Below are 17,326 nucleotides of genomic sequence, written 5' to 3'. Positions count from 1 at the left end.
GCAGGGCCAGCCAAAAAGGTACGCATTGTGCCCGCAGTGCCACTAGATCGAAAGCTCGGAAATATATTTTCCATGGTCAACCGTCTGTCCCTTGCGTTGTCGAGCCAGGCATGCGATTCCACACAGACAGCTGCAGGCGGTGCACACTGGCCCGAGCCTCGGTCGATGAATGCTGCGGCGCTGCAACGTTTCGCCGATTCGATGAAAAAAATCCCCGACGGAAACTGCCATGCCTGATCTGCCCGAGCCGTACCACCCTCTTACTGACGATCGGTTCCGCCTGCTGGTCGATGCGGTGGTGGACTACGCGATCTACATGCTCGACGCCCAGGGCCGGGTCGCCAGTTGGAACAGCGGTGCCCGGCGCTTCAAGGGCTACCGGGAGGAGGAAGTGCTGGGTCGGCACTTTTCCTGCTTCTATACCCCCGAGGATCGCCAGGCCGGTTTGCCCCAGAGGGCGCTGGACAGTGCCGCGCAGTGCGGGCGTTTCGAAGGCGAGGGCTGGCGCCTGCGCAAGGATGGCACGCGGTTCTGGTGCCATGTGGTGATCGACCCGATCCGCGACAGCGCCGGCGGGCTGATCGGCTTTGCCAAGGTCACCCGGGACATGACCGAGCAGCGGGCCGCCGAGCAGACCCTGAAACAGAGCGAACAGCAGTTCCGCCTGCTGGTGCAGAGCGTGACCGACTACGCGATCTACATGCTCGATGCACAGGGCCGGGTCAGCAGCTGGAACCTGGGGGCGCAACGGATCAAGGGCTATGCCCCAGAGGAAGTCATCGGCCAGCACTTTTCACTGTTCTATACCGCCGAGGACCGGGCCAGCGATGAGCCGCGCAAGGCCCTGGAAGCCGCCGCTCGCGAAGGCCGTTTCGAGAAGCAGGGCTGGCGCCTGCGCAAGGACGGTACGCGGTTCCTGGCCCATGTGATTGTCGACCCGATCCGCGCCGACTCCGGGGCCATCATCGGTTTCGCCAAGATCACCCGCGACATCACCGAAGTGGTCCAGGCGCAGAAGGAACTGGAGGTCGCCCGCGAAGCGCTGTTCCAGTCGCAGAAGCTCCAGGCCATCGGCCAGCTCAGCGGCGGCATCGCCCATGACTTCAACAACCTGCTGACGGTGATCCGCGGCAACCTGGAGCTGCTGCACAAACGGGTCGGCGATGACCCCAGGCTGCGGCGCCTGCTGGACAACGCGCTGCAGGGCACCGAGCGCGGCGTGACCCTGACCCAGCGCATGCTGGCCTTCGCCCGGCGCCAGGAGTTGAAATCCCAGGCCCTGGACCTGGGCCAACTGGTGACCAGCCTCAGCGGCCTGCTGTGCAGTTCGGTGGGGCCCAGGATTGCCCTGCGGGTGGAGATGGCGCCGGACCTGCCGGCGGTGCAGGCTGATCTCAACCAGCTGGAACTGGCGCTGCTGAACCTGGTGAGCAATGCCCGGGATGCCATGCCCGAGGGCGGTTCGATCCTGATCGAGGCGCAATTGCGCGGGGCCACGGGCAACCTGGCCCGGGGGCAGTACGTCTGCCTGGCAGTGATTGACGATGGCCAGGGCATGGACGAACAGACCCTGGCCTGCGCCGCCGATCCGTTCTTCACCACCAAGGGCCTGGGCAAGGGCACCGGCCTGGGCCTGTCGATGGTCCACGGCCTGGCCGAGCAACTGGGCGGGCGCCTGGTGCTCCAGAGCCGCCTGGGCCAGGGCACCCGCGCCGAGCTGTGGCTGCCCCTGGCGAGCGCGGCCAAGGGTTCGCCGGGCACTGAGGCCATGCCGGCCCAGGGCCCGGACCACCCGCCGCTGTGCCTGCTGCTGGTGGATGACGACAGCCTGGTCCTGGACAGCACCACGCTGCTGCTGGAGGACCTGGGCCATCGAGTCATCCGCGCCGCCAGTGGGGCCCAGGCGCTGCAGTGTCTTGAGCAGCACCCGGACATCCAGCTGATGATCAGCGACATGGCCATGCCACACATGGATGGCCGCCAGTTGGCCGAAGCGGTACGGCGCCTGCACCCGCAGTTGCCGATCATCCTGGCCAGCGGTTATGCCCAGCGCCAGGACGGCCCGGTGCCGGAGCTGCCACGGATCTTCAAGCCCTTCAGCCAGGCGCAGTTGAGGGACGCCCTGGCCCAGGTCCTGGCGCAGTCTGCGGCGGTCTGACTGGCGGCAGGCTGCCTAGCGTCCGCTGAGCCGCAGCAGCGGTTGCGCGGTGTCCGCGAAGGTGGAGTGGTCCTGGGGGCTTTGCGGGTCGACGAACTCGCGATTGATCAGGCGCAGGTGCTCGACGGCCTCCTGGTACTTGGCCTGGGCCTTGTTGCGCAAGAGGCGATAGCGCTCGAAGGTGTCGATTTCCAAGTGTTCCTGGTCAAGCAATCCATAGGCCTGGCTATCAAGCGCCTGGGCCTGGCGAAACAGGCGCTGATTCTGTTCGAGGGCGAACTTCCTGCAGGCGCGGATCTGGAAACGCTGGTGGGTGCTGGTGGTCATGGTGCACATCCCTGGTTCAGGTGGTGACGAAAAGCGCCGGCCTCGCAGCGCTGTCGGCTGGCATGTCGCCGTTAACCATCTGACTCGCCCCGGGTGGCAGGGACTGCAAAAAAACGCAGCTGAAAATTTGTTGGATTGAAGCCGGCCCGGCGGGTTGAAAAATCATCTTTTTTGATCGATCGCTGAGCATCGATGGGCTATTTCGTGGCGTGCTCCAGTGCCCTGTCACTGTCCCGACAACCTGCGGCAGGCCGCGGCAGCCGTGGTTTAGCGTGCTCGCGCGCTGCCTCGCTTTTTCTTATCCAGCGAGCACATTTTTAATATTTTTCCTTCGCAGGCGTCTGTCGCACCATCTGTGGCATCCGACTTACCCCCGGGTTCTGAACAGCGTGCGCCCAGCCTTCCGGCCGGCGCCATTCGTCTCGCAGAAGGACACAGACATGACCGTAGAACAACCCATACAAGTGGACACCCTGGTGGTGGGCGCAGGCCAGGCCGGCGTGGCCATGAGCGAGCACCTGAGCAAGCTCGAGGTGCCGCACCTGGTGCTGGAGCGCAGCCGGGTGGCCGAGGCCTGGCGCACCGGGCGCTGGGATTCCCTGGTGGCCAACGGGCCGGCCTGGCACGACCGCTTTCCCGGGATGGAATTCGATGTCGCCGCCGATGCCTTCCCGGCCAAGGACCAGGTGGCGGACTATTTCGAAGCCTATGCGCGCAAGTTCAATGCGCCGATCCGCACCGGCGTGGAAGTGCGCAAGGTACTGCGCAATGTCGGCCGCCCGGGCTTCACCGTGGAAACCTCCGAGGGGCTGATCCAGGCCCAACGGGTGGTGGCCGCCACCGGGCCGTTCCAGCGTCCGGTGATCCCGCCGATTGCCCCGGCCAATGACCGGCTGACGCAGATCCACTCCGCCGAGTACCGCAACCCGCAGCAACTGCCCGAGGGCGCGGTGCTGGTGGTGGGCGCGGGGTCGTCCGGGGTGCAGATCGCCGATGAGCTGCAGCGCGCGGGGCGCCGGGTCTACCTGTCGGTGGGGGCTCACGACCGGCCACCGCGCTCCTATCGCAACCGGGATTTCTGCTGGTGGCTCGGGGTGCTGGGAGAGTGGGACGCCGAGATCGCCAAGCCGGGGCGCGAGCACGTGACCATTGCCGTCAGCGGCGCCCGCGGCGGCCAGACCATCGACTTCCGCGCCCTGGCGCACCAGGGCATCACTCTGGTGGGGCTGACCCAGGCCTTTGCCGGCGAGCACGTGACCTTCCAGGCCGACCTGCTGGACAACCTGGCCCGGGGCGACGAGAACTACCTGGCATTGCTGGACGCGGCGGATGCCTACATTGCCCGCAACGGCCTCGACCTGCCCCTGGAGCCCGAAGCCCGCCGGCGCCTGCCGGACCCGGACTGCGTCAAGCAGCCGATCCTCGAACTCGACCTGCAACAGGCCGGCATCACCTCGATCATCTGGGCTACCGGCTACGCCTTGGACTTTTCCTGGCTGCAGGTCGACACCTTCAGCGAACAGGGCAAGCCCCTGCACCAGCGCGGCGTGTCCCGCGAGCCGGGGGTCTACTTCCTCGGCCTGCCCTGGCTGTCGCGCCGTGGCTCCTCGTTTATCTGGGGGGTGTGGCACGACGCCAAGCATGTCGCCGACCATATCGCCACCCAGCGCAAGTACCAGGCCTACAGCGACGCCCGGCAGCCGGTGGCTACCGCCGAAGCACCGGCCCTCAACCTCAGCCCCGTGGGAGCCCACTGATGCCTACTCATACTCGCATCCGCATGTTCAACACCAAGGACACCTACCCCAACCAGTCCCTGGACAACGACCTGTGCCAGGCCGTGCGCGCCGGCAACACGGTGTATGTGCGCGGCCAGGTCGGCACCGACTTCGACGGCCGGCTGGTCGGCCTCGGCGACCCGCGGGCCCAGGCCGAGCAGGCGATGAAAAACGTCAAGCAACTGCTGGAAGAGGCCGGCAGCGATCTGAGCCACATCGTCAAGACCACCACCTACCTCACCGACCCGCGCTACCGCGAGCCGGTGTACCAGGAGGTGGGCAAGTGGCTCAAGGGGGTGTTCCCGATCTCCACCGGGCTGGTGGTCTCGGCCCTCGGCCAGCCGCAGTGGCTGATGGAGATCGACGTGATCGCGGTGATCCCCGAGTGAGGGGGGGGCCGAAGGTTCCGGCGGCCTTGTGCCGCGCTTGCCACAAGGCCCTGTGGGCCAGGGAGTTTGCATGACTTTTTCCATCGTTGGACGCTGCGCCGAAACCGGCCAGCTGGGCATCGCCATCAGTTCTTCCAGCATCGCCGTGGGCGCACGCTGCCCCTGGGTGCGGGCCGGAGTGGGCGCGGTGGCGACCCAGAACGTCACATTGCCGGCCCTGGGCCCGCAGATCCTCGACCTGCTGGAGGGCCAGAAGCTCGACCCGGCCAGCGCCCTGGACCGGGCCCTGGGCAGCAACGGCTGGAGCCAGTATCGCCAGGTCACGGTGATCGACAGCCAGGGCCGCACCGCGTTGTTCAGCGGCCAGGAAGCCCTGGGCCAGCACAACGCGGTGGCGGGGGAGCAGTGCGTGGCGGCCGGCAACCTGCTGGCAGGCCCGCAGGTGATCGAGGCCATGGTCCAGGCCTTTGAAAACACCCCGGGCATGCTGGTGGAGCGCCTGCTGGCGGCGATGCAGGCAGCGATGGCGGCGGGGGGCGAGGCGGGGCCGGTGCATTCGGCGGCGCTGAGCGTGGTGGACGACCTGACCTGGCCCATCGTCGACTTGCGGGTGGACTGGGCCGACGCCGACCCCATCGGCCAGCTCGCCGGCCTGTGGCAGGCCTACCGGCCGCAGATGCAGGACTACCTGACCCGCGCCCTGGACCCGACGGCGGCGCCCAGCTACGGAGTGCCGGGCAATGAGTGAACAATCGAGCCGCGAGTTGTTGGCGCGGCTGGTGGGCTTTGCCACGGTCAGCCGCGACTCCAACCTGGAGCTGATCGGCTTCATCCGCGATTACCTGGCCAGCCATGGCGTGCACAGCGAGCTGATCTACAACCCGGAGCGGACCAAGGCCAACCTGTTTGCCAGCATCGGCCCCGAGGATCGTGGCGGTGTGGTGCTGTCCGGCCACACCGACGTGGTGCCAGTGGACGGCCAGGCCTGGAGTGTCGAGCCCTTTGTCCTCAGCGAGCGCGAAGGGCGCCTGTACGGCCGCGGTACCGCCGACATGAAAGGTTTCATCGCCTCGGTGCTGGCTGCGGTGCCGGGCCTGACCCGGCGCCGCTTGCGGCTGCCTGTGCACCTGGCCTTTTCCTATGACGAGGAAGTGGGGTGCCTGGGGGTGCGGCCGATGCTTGAACGAATGCAGCAGCGGCCGCACAAACCGCTGCTGTGCCTGATCGGCGAGCCCACCGAGCTGCGCCCGGTGCTCGGCCACAAGGGCAAGCTGGCCATGCGCTGCCAGGTGCGCGGCGCGGCCTGCCATTCCGCCTATGCGCCCTATGGGGTCAATGCCATCGAGTACGCGGCGCGGCTGATCGGCAAGCTGGGGGAGATCGGCAGCCGCTTGGCGCAACCCGAGCACCACGACCCACGTTTCGATCCGCCGTTCTCCACGGTGCAGACCGGCACCATCCAGGGCGGCCGGGCCCTGAACATTGTGCCGGCCGAGTGCCAGTTCGATTTCGAGGTGCGCACCCTGCCGGGCTATGACGCGCAGGCAGTGGTGGACCAGTTGCAAGGCTATGCCCGGGACCAGCTGCTGCCGCAGATGCAGGCGGTGCAGGCCGACACCGGGATCGTCCTGCAACCTCTGAGTGCCTACCCGGGGCTGGCCACCGCTGCCGACAGCGAGGCCGCCGAACTGCTGGCGCTGCTCAGCGGCTCGCGGGATTTCGGCACCGTGGCCTTCGGCACCGAGGGCGGGCTGTTCCACCAGGCCGGGATTCCCACGGTGGTCTGCGGCCCGGGCAGCATGGACCAGGGCCACAAGCCCGACGAGTTCATCAGCCTTGAGCAACTGCACGCCTGCGACGCCCTGTTGCTGCGCCTGGGCGACTGGCTGGAGCACCCGGCCTGAACCGGATGCGCTCCATCCAGGCTCCCTCGCCATGGGGCAGTGCCCATTCGCCGCCATCCGGACCTCCGGATGGCGGCGTTTTGCGTGGGGCGCCAGGCCGTCTGGTTGCAGAGCTTTTTCATGGGACTCGAACATATTTTTAGTATTTTTCCTCTGGCCCGCTGTGACGCACCATCGCTCTGGACCCAATAACCAGCAGGCCGTCGCAACGGCCGACGAGGGAATGCAGCGTGTTCGATCTCGGTTACTGGCAGCAGCGGGCTGCCCGACAAACATTCATTGACCAGGCGCTGATCAGCGGCCAGCGGTTGTCCGCCGAGTCCGGCGCTACCTTCGATGCCATCAACCCGGCCACCCGCCAGGTGCTGGCCCGGGTCAGCGCCTGTGGCGCAGCCGAGGTGGAACTGGCGGTAGCCGCCGCGCGCCGGGCCTTCGAGCATGGGCCCTGGGCGCGCATGGCCCCGGTGGAGCGCAAGAAGGTCCTGCTGCGCCTGGCCGAACTGATGCTGGCCCACCGCGAGGAACTGGCCCTGCTGGACAGCCTGAACATGGGCAAGCCGGTGATGGACGCCTGGAACATCGACGTGCCCGGCGCGGCCAATGTCTTCGCCTGGTACGCCGAAAGCATCGACAAGCTCTACGATCAGGTGGCCCCCGGCGCCCGCAACAGCCACGCCAGCATCAGCCGCGTGCCCCTGGGGGTGATCGGCGCGGTGGTGCCCTGGAACTTCCCCCTGGACATGGCCGCCTGGAAGCTGGCGCCGGCCCTGGCGGTGGGCAACTCGGTGGTGCTCAAGCCCGCCGAGCAGTCGCCGTTCTCGGCGTTGCGCCTGGCCGAACTGGCCCTGGAAGCCGGTTTGCCGGAAGGGGTGCTCAACGTGGTGCCGGGCCTGGGCAGCGAAGCCGGAAGGGCCCTGGGCCTGCACCCGGACGTGGATTGCCTGGTGTTCACCGGCTCCACCGAGGTGGGCAAGTTCTTCATGCAGTATTCGGCGCAGTCCAACCTCAAGCAGGTCTGGCTCGAATGCGGTGGCAAGAGCCCGAACCTGGTGTTCGACGACTGCCAGGACCTGGACCTGGCCGCAGAGAAGGCCGCCTTCGGCATCTTCTTCAACCAGGGCGAGGTGTGTTCCGCCAACTCGCGGCTGCTGGTGCAGCGCAGCATCCATGAACAGTTTGTGGAACGCCTCAAGGCCAAGGCCCGGGACTGGCGGCCGGGCAACCCGCTGGACCCGGCCAGCCGTGCCGGGGCCATGGTCGACGCGCGCCAGACCGCCAGCGTCATGGGGCATATCGCGTCGGCCCTGGAGCAGGGCGCGCAACTGGCCTGTGGCGGCCGGCAACTGAGCATCGATGGCAGCGACAACTACATCGAGCCAACCATCCTCACCGGCGTGGGCCCGACGATGGCCATCGCCCGGGAAGAAGTGTTCGGCCCGGTGCTGGCGGTGACGCCGTTCGACGACGAGGAGCAGGCCATTGCGCTGGCCAATGACAGCGTCTACGGCCTGGCAGCCTCGCTGTGGAGCGACGACCTCAACCGCGCCCACCGGGTCGCCGGGCGCTTGCGGGCCGGCACGGTGTCGGTCAATACCGTGGATGCCCTGGACGTCACCGTGCCGTTTGGCGGTGGCCGGCAGTCGGGGTTCGGTCGCGACCTGTCGCTGCATGCCTTTGACAAGTACACCCAACTGAAAACCACCTGGTTCCAGCTGCGCTGAGCGCTGTGAACCCTCTGCGGCGCCGGGCTGGCGCCGCTGCACCTGCCGCCCCGGCGGCAGGCCCACAACAACAATAAGAACGGAGTGCGTGCCATGACTGCAAATCTCTCCACGGGGGCCTTGAGCCCCACCAGCAAGGGCGGCCTGCGCCGGGTCCTGGGCCTGGGTTCACTGGTCTCGGTGGCTGTCGGCCTGGTGGTGTCCCAGGGGGTGATGGTGCTTATGCTGCAAGGGGCGGGGATGGCGGGGCTGGGCTTCTTCATCCCGCTGCTGCTGGCCTACCTGCTGGCCCTGACCTATGCCCTGTCGTTTTCCGAACTGGCGCTGATGGTGCCCCGGGCCGGCAGCCTGAGCAGCTACACCGAGGTGGCCATCGGGCATTTCCCGGCGATCCTCGCGACCTTCTCCGGCTACATGGTGGTGGCGATGTTCGCCCTGTCCGCCGAGCTGCTGCTTCTGGACCTGATCATCGGCAAGGTCTACCCCGGCGCGTTGCCGCCGATGCTGGTGGCCTATGGGGTACTCGGGGTGTTCACCTTGCTCAACCTGTTGGGCATCGACGTCTTCGCCAAGCTGCAGACGGTGCTGGCGGTGGTGATGGTGGTGATCCTGCTGACCCTGGGCCTGGGCGCCGTGAGCAGTGCCCAGGCCGACCTGCAACTGCCCCTGGGCCAGGGCTGGAACCCCTTGCAAGTCGGCGCCCTGGCGCTGGCGGCAATGGCCATCTGGGGCTTTGTCGGTGCCGAGTTCGTCTGCCCGCTGGTGGAGGAAACCCGCAACCCGGAGCGCAATATCCCGCGTTCGATGATCATCGGCCTGAGCGTGATCTTCCTGGTGATAACCCTCTATTGCCTGGGTGCCTTGCTCTGTGTGCCGCGGGCGCAACTGGCCAGCGATCCGCTGCCGCATTTCCTGTTCGCCACCACGGTGTTCGGCGAGGCCGGCAAGCTGTTCCTGGTGGGGGCGGTGATCACTGCCACCTGCAGCACGGTCAACTCGTCCCTGGCGGCGCTGCCGCGGATGCTCTACGGCATGGCCCAGAACGGCCAGGCCTTTCCCCAGTTCAAGCGCTTGAGCCCCCGTGGCCGTACACCCTGGGTGGCGGTGCTGTTCGTGGCGGCGCTGACCGGGCTGCCGATCCTGCTGCTGGGCCAGGACCCGGATTCCATCAGCCTGCTGCTGTTGGCCGCCGCCCTGGCGTGGCTACTGGCCTATATCGTCGTGCACATCGACGTGATCGCCCTGCGCCGTCGCTACCCCGATGCGCCACGGCCGTTCCGCTCGCCGTTCTACCCCTGGCCCCAGGTGCTGGGTATCGTCGGCATGCTGTTTGCGATCTACCACGTTTCCCCATCCCCCGAGATGACCGCGCGGATCTTCGGCAGTGCCGGCGTGGTGCTGGGGGTGATTTCGCTGATCGCCGTGGTCTGGATCAAGCTGGTGATGCGCAAGCCGCTGTTCGTTCCCGAGCCGCTGCTGCCCGGCGAACCGACCCTGGCAACCCAACCTTCCCTTGAACCCGCCTACCGTGCAGGAGAATGACCATGAGCACCTCCAACCAACAGCCGCAACCGGCCGCGCCCCGCAGCACCCAGGACTACCAGGCCGCCGATGCCGCGCACCATATCCATGCCTTCCTCGACCAGAAGGCGCTGAACGCCGAGGGACCGCGGGTGATCGTCCGTGGTGAGGGCCTGCACCTGTGGGACAACGACGGCAAGCGCTACCTGGACGGCATGTCCGGCCTGTGGTGCACCAACCTGGGCTATGGCCGCAAGGACCTGGCCGCTGCCGCCAGCGCACAGCTGGAGCAATTGCCGTACTACAACATGTTCTTCCACACCACCCACCCGGCGGTGGTGGAGCTGTCCGAGTTGCTGTTCAGCCTGCTGCCCGGGCACTACAGCCACGCCATCTACACCAACTCCGGTTCCGAGGCCAACGAGGTGCTGATCCGCAGCGTGCGTCGTTATTGGCAGATCCTCGGCCAGCCGCAGAAGAAGGTGATGATCGGCCGCTGGAACGGTTACCACGGCTCGACCCTGGCGGCCACGGCCCTGGGCGGAATGAAGTTCATGCACGACATGGGCGGGCTGATCCCGGACGTGGCGCACATCGACGAACCCTACTGGTTCGCCCACGAAGGCGACTTCACGCCCGAGGAGTTCGGCCTGCGTTGCGCTCGCCAGCTGGAGCAGAAAATCCTCGAACTGGGGGCCGAGAACGTTGCCGGTTTCATTGCCGAGCCGTTCCAGGGCGCGGGTGGCATGATCTTCCCGCCAGACAGCTACTGGCCGGAGATCCAGCGCATCTGCCGCCAGTACGACGTGCTGCTGTGCGCCGATGAAGTGATCGGTGGTTTCGGCCGCACCGGCGAATGGTTCGCCCACCAGCATTTCGGCTTCGAGCCCGACACCCTGTCCATCGCCAAGGGCCTGACCTCCGGCTACATCCCCATGGGCGGGCTGGTGCTGAGCAAGCGCATCGCCCAGGTGCTGGTGGAGCAGGGCGGGGTGTTCGCCCACGGCCTGACCTATTCCGGGCACCCGGTGGCAGCGGCCGTGGCCATCGCCAACCTCAAGGCCCTGCGCGATGAAGGGGTGGTGAGCCAGGTCAAGAACGATACCGGCCCCTACCTGCAGCAGTGCCTGCGGGAAGTGTTCGGCAACCACCCGCTGATCGGCGAGATCCAGGGCACCGGGCTGGTGGCGGCTTTGCAGTTCGCCGAGGACAAGGCCAGCCGCAAGCGTTTCGCCAACGAGAACGACATCGCCTGGCGCTGCCGCACCCTGGGCTTCGAAGAGGGGGTGATCATTCGCTCGACCTTCGGGCGGATGATCATGGCCCCGGCCCTGGTGGCGACCCGTGGCGATATCGACGAGCTGGTGGACAAGACCCGGCGTGCGGTGGAACGCACCGTCGGGGAGATAGCCAGCGGCACGCTGCCCACGGCCTGATCGCAGCCACGGCTCGCCCTGACAGCCTGGGCTGAATAAACCGACACCCCGCTAGAGTCAGACTCTGGCGGGGTGTCGGTTTTATCGTCCGGTGCAGGGGAAAGCTTTCCCGCTGCACCGTTCAAGCCACTGCCAATAGCCTGCGAACAGGGCCTAGAACTTGCCGTTCAGGCCGAGGCGGAAGCTGTCGTTGCGCTCATCGGAGCCCAGGGCAGTCTTGTAGGAGAAGCCCAATTGCCAGGCACGGCCAAGATTGAAATCCACCCCCATGTCCAGGCTGGCGAAGTCGCTGTCCTGTGCATCGGGCTTGAGGCGATAGAGGATGCCCTCGTCGCCCTGGTCGGTGTAGCGCATCTTGTAGTCGCTGCTGTCGCTGAAGTTGTGACCCCAGGCCAGGCCAACCTTGGGCGTGACCACGCCGACCCGGGTCATCAGGTCGTAGCCGCTGCGCACGCCCAGGTAGGAGGTGAAGTTTTGCTGCCGTTGTTCCTCGTAGGACAGGCCGAAGATGCCGCCGCCGCTTTCACGGAAGGCATCCAGCCGGGTAGTGCTGGCGTTGAAGCGACCATAGGGGGTCAGCGACAGCGGCCCCTGGCGGTATTCATAGCTGGCGGTCAGCGAGGCGAACAGCTGGTCGGCATCACGCGAGCCACGGGCGTAGTCATTGGCGCTGCCGGTGATGTAGCGGCGCGAATCGAAGCTGATGCGGTTATAGCCCAGCAAACCGTCGAGGTAGAACTGCGAGGCTGGGTTCAGGCTCAGGTAGGTGGCGATACCTATGGCATCCGCATCGCTGCGGGTCTTGTGCTCGCCTATCTCGCTGCGATCCGTGCCGTAGCCGATACCGACACCGGCAATCGCGGTGGGCGACAGGCGATAGTCGGCACCGGCACTCAGGCCCATGGTGGTGAAGCTGCTGTTGCGCGCGCCGCGGGCGTGGGTCGAGCCGGTATTGACGAAACCGTCGCTCCAGAACGCCAGGGCTTCCTGCTGGCACTCGCCCTGTTCCGCAGCGGCTGCGGCTTCGCGTTTTTGCTGCGGGGTCTGGGCGGCCGAGCTGCCCAGTTGCTGCTCGATGGCCTTGGCCATTTCGCCCAGGGGTACATCGCTGCCGTCCTTGCGCAGGCTGGCATTGAACGAGTTGCGGTCGCAGCGCATTTGATGCAGCTGTTCCAGGCGATGGTTGAAGTTATCCATCTGGGTGCTGGCAAAGCGTTCGGCGGTGCGGCTCTGGGCATTCAGCAGGCCAATCACTTCGGCGTCCTTGGACGGGTCCGGACGGGCCTGGATGATAAAACTGACCGTGCTGGCGGCGCTGGAGCCGCTGCCGTTGTACAGGCTGAAGTTGACGATGGCGGTACCGGCAAAGGCCGCCGAGGGCACGAAACGCATCGAGAACGGGCCGCGCATCATCACCCGTCCGGCCGAGGCTGGCGTCACACTGCCCAGGGTTGTGTGGGTGAAGGGGCCGCCGGTGGCGCCCTGGGTCAGGTCGACAGTGGCTTCCTGCCCGGCCGCGAGTATCTGGCTGGAGGCCGGCACGCTGATCGGCACGGCGCTGATGCTGATCGAGTAGGCGCGCGAGCCGCTGGCGCCGTTGCTGTCGGTGCTGGTGATGGTCAGGTTGCTGGTGCCGCTGGCACTGGGCGTGCCGCTGATCACCCCGCTGCTGGCATTCAGGGTCAGCCCGGCGGGCAGGCTGCCGCTGCTGATGCTGTAGGTATAAGGCGCGGTACCTCCGGAGCTGCTGAGGGTGGCGCTGTAGGCCGTTCCGCTGGTGCCGGCGCCCAGAGTGGCCGGGTTGATGCTCAGGCTTGGTGCGCTGATGGTGAGGGTCACGGTGGCCGGGCTGGAGGTGCCGACGGCGTTGGTGGCGGTGTAGGTGAAGCTGTCGCTGCCCGAGTAACCGGCAGTTGGCGTGTAGGTGATGCTGGTGCCGCTGGCTGTGGCGGCGCCGTGAGCGGCGGCGCTGGATACTGCAACGCTGGTGGCCGCGCCACCACCAAGGCTCAGGGTGATGGGGTTGGCGCTGCTATTGGCGGCTACCGTGGCGCTGACCGCGTTGGCCACGGGTGCCAACCCGTTGATCAGCAGGCTGTAGGCCTGGGAACCGGTGGCGCCAAGGTTGTCGGTGCTGGTGATGGTCAGGTTGCTGCTGCCGCTGGCGCTGGGTGTACCGCTGATGAGCCCGGTGCCGATGTTCAGGCTCAGGCCGGCGGGCAGGGCGCCGCTGCTGATGCTGTAGGTATAGGGCGCGGTGCCGCCGGAGGTGCTGAGGGTCACGCTATAGGCGCTGCCCTGGGTGCCATTGCTCAGGCTGGCCGGGGTAATGCTCAGGGCCGGTGCGCTGACGGAGAGGCTCACGGTTGCCGGGCTGGAGGTGCCGCTGGCGTTAGTGGCGGTGTAGGTGAAGCTGTCGCTGCCGGAGTAACCGGCGGTTGGGGTGTAGGTGATGCTGGTGCCGCTGGCGGTGGCGGTGCCATGGCTGGCCGCAGTGGCGATGGCCACGCTGCTGGCGGCGCCACCGGTGATGTTCAGGGTGATCGGGTTGGCGCTGCTGTTGGCGGCCACGGTGGCGCTGACGGCGTTGGCCACCGGCGCCTGGACGCCGATGGTGATCGAGTAGGCCTGGGAACCGGTGGCGCTGTTGGCGTCGGTGGCGGTGATGGTCAGATTGAGGGTGCCGCTGGCCATGGGTGTGCCACTGATGGCGCCGGTTGCGGTGTTCAGGATCAGCCCGGCCGGCAGGCTGCCGGCGGTGATGGCGTAGGTGTAGGGCGCGGTGCCGCCGGTGGCAGTGACGGTCTGGTGGTAGGCCGTGCCGACGCTGCCGTTGCTCAGGGAGCCGGGGGTCAGGGTAATGCTTGGCGCACTGACAGTGATGGTCACGGTAGCCGGGCTGGAGGTGCCGCTGGCATTGGTGGCGGTGTAGGTGAAGCTGTCGCTGCCGGAATAACCGGCGGTTGGGGTGTAGGTGATGCTGGTGCCGCTGGCGGTGGCGGTGCCATGGCTGGCCGCAGTGGCGATGGCCACGCTGCTGGCGGCGCCACCGGTGATGTTCAGGGTGATCGGGTTGGCGCTGCTGTTGGCGGCCACCGTGGCGCTGACGGCGTTGGCCACTGGTGGTAGGGCGTTCATCTGCAAGGTGTAGGCGCGGGAGCCGGTGGCGCTGTTGGCGTCGGTGACGGTGACGGTCAGGTTGAAGGTGCCACTGACAGTCGGCGTGCCGCTGATCACGCCACTGCTGGTGTTCAGGCTCAGGCCGGCCGGCAGGCTACCGGCGCTGATTGCATAGGTGTAGGGCGTGGTGCCGCCGGTGGCGGTCACGGTCTGGTTGTAGGCCGTACCCTGGGTGCCGTCGGGCAGTGTGGTCGGCGTTATCGCCAGGGTGGGCGCACTGACAGTGAGGGTCACCGTGGCCGGGCTGGAGGTGCCGCTGGCATTGGTGGCGGTGTAGGTGAAGCTGTCGCTGCCGGAGTAACCGGCAGTTGGGGTGTAGGTGATGCTGGTGCCGCTGGCGGTGGCGGTGCCATGGCTGGCCGCAGTGGCGATGGCCACGCTGCTGGCGGCGCCACCGGTGATGTTCAGGGTGATCGGATTGGCGCTGCTGTTGGCGGCCACCGTGGCGCTGACGGCGTTGGCCACCGGTGGCAGGCCGTTCATCTGCAAGGTGTAGGCGCGGGAGCCGGTGGCGCTGTTGGCGTCGGTGGCGGTGACGGTCAGGTTGAAGGTGCCACTGACAGTCGGCGTACCGCTGATCACGCCACTGCTGGTGTTCAGGCTCAGGCCGGCCGGCAGGCTACCGGCGCTGATTGCATAGGTGTAGGGCGTGGTGCCGCCGGTGGCGGTCACGGTCTGGTTGTAGGCCGTACCCTGGATGCCGTCGGGCAGTGTCGTCGGCGTTATCGCCAGGGTGGGCGCACTGACAGTGAGGGTCACCGTGGCCGGGCTGGAGGTACCGCTGGCGTTGGTGGCGGTGTAGGTGAAGCTGTCGCTGCCTGAGTAACCGGCAGTTGGCGTATAGGTGATGCTGGTGCCGCTGGCGGTGGCGGTGCCATGGCTGGCCGCAGTGGCCACGGCCACGCTGCTGGCCGCGCCGCCGCTCAGGCTCAGGGTGATCGGGTTGGCACTGCTGTTGGCGGCCACCGTGGCGCTGACCGGGCCGACGGTGGGGGGCGGAATGTTGTAGGTATAGCCGTTGGTCAGGGTCGCGGTGCCCCCTGGGGTGGTGACTACTACGTTAACCACACCTGCGGCGTGGGCCGGGGTGGTGGCGGTGATGGTGGTGGCACTGTTGACGATGTAACCGGTGGCGGCTGTCCCGCCAAAGCTCACCGCCGTGGCACCGGTCAGGTTGGTGCCGGTGAGGGTGACGGAGGTGGCGCCTGCGGTGCTGCCGTTGTTCGGGTTGACGGCGGTCAGGGTCGGGGTCGCGGAGCTGGTGACCACTAGGGTATAGGTGGCGACACCGCCCTGATTCAGGCCGTCATTGAGGGTGATGCTGAATGTATAGGTGCCGGCGGTGGTGGGAGTGCCGTGGAGTAAGGTGTTCGAGCTGCCCGGTGACGGATCAAGGATCAGGCCCGGCGGCAGGCAGGGAGTCACGCCGTCGTAGTCCGGGTCATTGGCGTCGCACTCTACCCATTTGTCCAGTGGTTGCGCGCCACCGACGGAGTTGATGACGATACTCATGGACTGGCCCACTGCCACGCTGGGCAAGGTACTGCCCGTAGCCGGGTTGGTGATCACGGGAGCGGCGGCCATTGTCTGGCTGCTCACGGTCAACATGACCAGGAGCAGGAACAGTGAAATCAGCGGGCGTGTCAGCCAGGTACCTAGCGTGGTCAGTGTTGTTTTCATGAGGGCTTCCTGCCTTGCGACCGGTTTGAGGGTCGTATCCAGCGTAAGTGTTGATAAAGGTCCAGCGGTTACAGCACGGCTACAGCCGGCCCCTTGGGGGCTGGTCATAAACGGTGGTCAGGGACTGTCGACTGCCTCCCGGGCGTCTAGCCGCGCGGGACGCTGCATCTGGGTGTACAGGCCTGTGTCGGCGCCGGCGCGAAAGCCCAGCCGCTCATACAGCTGGCGGGCACGGCTACCCAGTTCGACGCTCAGGCTGCAGGTCTGACCCTGGGCGTCGGCCTTGGCCAGTACCCTGCGCAGCAACTCGGTGCCGATGCCCCGGCCATGCCAGTCCGGCAGCAGAGCAATATCAACTATGCGCACATCGTCGGCCGCGTATTGCACGCACAGGCGCCCGATCGGGCTACCGGCCTGCTCGACGATCAGAAAATCCGCGGTGGCAAAGTGCTTTTCATAATGCTGGCGCTGCAGTTCGGCCTGGGTGTGCAGGAAAGCCCGGCGCTGGGCGTCGTTCCAGCCCGGCACTGCACTGACTTCGGCCCAGCGGCGTGAGGCGTACAGCGTCTGGAGAAATCCCAGGTCGTGGCCGTTCTGCTTGCGCAGTACAGCCACGTTGTCCGCCGGTAAATGGAGAGGGCTGATGTGGGTCATTAGGCTCTGATCGGGTATTCGCCATCCAGGCAGATGCAGTAGGCCAGCGTCTGGAAGGGTTGCATGGTGTTACGCAAGGCCGTCGACGTTGCACCAGTACCGGCGATGCCCACTGTGGTGGCCGCCAGTGTCTGGTTTGTCGCCGTTGGTGCGGTGTTGTTGTACAGGCGTATGTTGCGCGGCTGCGCCAGGTAGGCGGTGTTGTTGGGGATATCCAGAGCGGCACCCGATTCGCTGCCGTCCTTGACCATCACCGAATGGGTATGCGGGGCGAAATTGCTGGGCCCCATGGTTATCCGGTCGGCTCCAAGGGCCGTGCCAACGGGCCTGTCGGTCAGCCCGGGCGCCAGCCCGGCACCCATGGCCACGCGCCCGTTGAGATTGGGCAGCTTGAAGTTCTGGCCGGGGGTACCGCCATACAGGGTGCCAATCACCGAATAGAGCGCAGGATTCTGCTGGACCGTGATGCTCGATCCATCGCAATACGCCCAGTTCTGCGGGACGAAGTTGTAGGGGAACAGTCTGATTTCACCGGTAAACGCATCCATGATCGGTCATTCCAGATTGAGTAGAGAGGG

Annotated in this window: 12 protein-coding genes; 8 read left to right on the top strand and 4 right to left on the bottom strand. The window is 66.7% G+C overall.

Annotated features, from left to right (window positions below):
* Positions 1–229 precede the first annotated feature (229 nt).
* Positions 230–2,158 carry a PAS domain S-box protein gene (locus ABCR88_RS19735; protein ID WP_350403184.1) on the top strand — a complete coding sequence of 643 codons (1,929 nt, stop codon included), beginning with the start codon at positions 230–232 and terminating at the stop codon, positions 2,156–2,158.
* Between the two features lie 15 nt (positions 2,159–2,173).
* On the opposite strand, the gene ABCR88_RS19730 is transcribed toward ABCR88_RS19735, so the two are convergent.
* Positions 2,174–2,485 carry a hypothetical protein gene (locus ABCR88_RS19730; RefSeq protein WP_070100302.1) on the bottom strand — a complete coding sequence of 104 codons (312 nt, stop codon included), beginning with the start codon at positions 2,483–2,485 and terminating at the stop codon, positions 2,174–2,176.
* 440 nt (positions 2,486–2,925) lie between these two features.
* On the opposite strand from ABCR88_RS19730, the gene ABCR88_RS19725 reads away from it, so the two are divergent.
* The 7 genes from ABCR88_RS19725 (at position 2,926) to ABCR88_RS19695 (ending at position 11,234) form a co-directional block, all read left to right on the top strand.
* Positions 2,926–4,242 carry an NAD(P)/FAD-dependent oxidoreductase gene (locus ABCR88_RS19725; protein ID WP_350403182.1) on the top strand — a complete coding sequence of 439 codons (1,317 nt, stop codon included), beginning with the start codon at positions 2,926–2,928 and terminating at the stop codon, positions 4,240–4,242.
* Positions 4,242–4,652 carry a RidA family protein gene (locus ABCR88_RS19720; protein ID WP_011061806.1) on the top strand — a complete coding sequence of 137 codons (411 nt, stop codon included), beginning with the start codon at positions 4,242–4,244 and terminating at the stop codon, positions 4,650–4,652. Before ABCR88_RS19725 ends, ABCR88_RS19720 begins: the two co-directional genes overlap by 1 nt.
* Positions 4,653–4,722: 70 nt before the next feature.
* Positions 4,723–5,400, top strand: coding sequence for a DUF1028 domain-containing protein (locus ABCR88_RS19715; RefSeq protein WP_011061805.1), 678 nt, complete (start codon positions 4,723–4,725; stop codon positions 5,398–5,400).
* Entirely contained in the window at positions 5,393–6,556 is a 1,164-nt protein-coding gene (gene argE / locus ABCR88_RS19710) for an acetylornithine deacetylase (protein WP_041118755.1), read from the top strand. The genes ABCR88_RS19715 and argE overlap by 8 nt, the downstream gene beginning before the upstream one ends.
* 230 nt (positions 6,557–6,786) lie before the next feature.
* On the top strand, positions 6,787–8,277 hold the full coding sequence (locus ABCR88_RS19705) for an aldehyde dehydrogenase (RefSeq protein ID WP_350403178.1): 1,491 nt from the start codon (positions 6,787–6,789) through the stop codon (positions 8,275–8,277).
* A gap of 93 nt (positions 8,278–8,370) precedes the next feature.
* Complete coding sequence (locus ABCR88_RS19700; RefSeq protein WP_350403176.1) at positions 8,371–9,819, top strand: APC family permease; 1,449 nt, start codon at positions 8,371–8,373, stop codon at positions 9,817–9,819.
* A 2-nt stretch (positions 9,820–9,821) separates the two neighbouring features.
* On the top strand, positions 9,822–11,234 hold the full coding sequence (locus tag ABCR88_RS19695) for an aspartate aminotransferase family protein (protein WP_041118751.1): 1,413 nt from the start codon (positions 9,822–9,824) through the stop codon (positions 11,232–11,234).
* A gap of 153 nt (positions 11,235–11,387) precedes the next feature.
* Here ABCR88_RS19695 and ABCR88_RS19690 read toward each other — a convergent pair whose 3' ends face one another.
* The 3 genes from ABCR88_RS19690 to ABCR88_RS19680 all read right to left on the bottom strand — a co-directional run bounded on the left by ABCR88_RS19690 (position 11,388) and on the right by ABCR88_RS19680 (position 17,296).
* The gene (locus tag ABCR88_RS19690) at positions 11,388–16,094 is read right to left on the bottom strand and encodes a putative Ig domain-containing protein (RefSeq protein WP_350403173.1); all 4,707 of its coding nucleotides are present in this window, start codon (positions 16,092–16,094) and stop codon (positions 11,388–11,390) included.
* Between the two features lie 117 nt (positions 16,095–16,211).
* Complete coding sequence (locus ABCR88_RS19685; RefSeq protein WP_041118748.1) at positions 16,212–16,748, bottom strand: GNAT family N-acetyltransferase; 537 nt, start codon at positions 16,746–16,748, stop codon at positions 16,212–16,214.
* Positions 16,748–17,296: a tail fiber protein gene (locus tag ABCR88_RS19680; RefSeq protein WP_041118746.1), complete on the bottom strand. Its 549-nt coding sequence runs from the start codon at positions 17,294–17,296 to the stop codon at positions 16,748–16,750. The genes ABCR88_RS19685 and ABCR88_RS19680 overlap by 1 nt, the downstream gene beginning before the upstream one ends.
* Between the last annotated feature and the right edge of the window lie 30 nt (positions 17,297–17,326).

Origin of the sequence: Pseudomonas sp. W17 (assembly GCF_040268305.1) — a bacterium.
Taxonomy (GTDB): Bacteria; Pseudomonadota; Gammaproteobacteria; order Pseudomonadales; family Pseudomonadaceae; genus Aquipseudomonas; species Aquipseudomonas protegens.
Note: the sequence above shows the minus strand (reverse complement) of the source record. Positions and strands in the feature narration are given on the sequence as shown.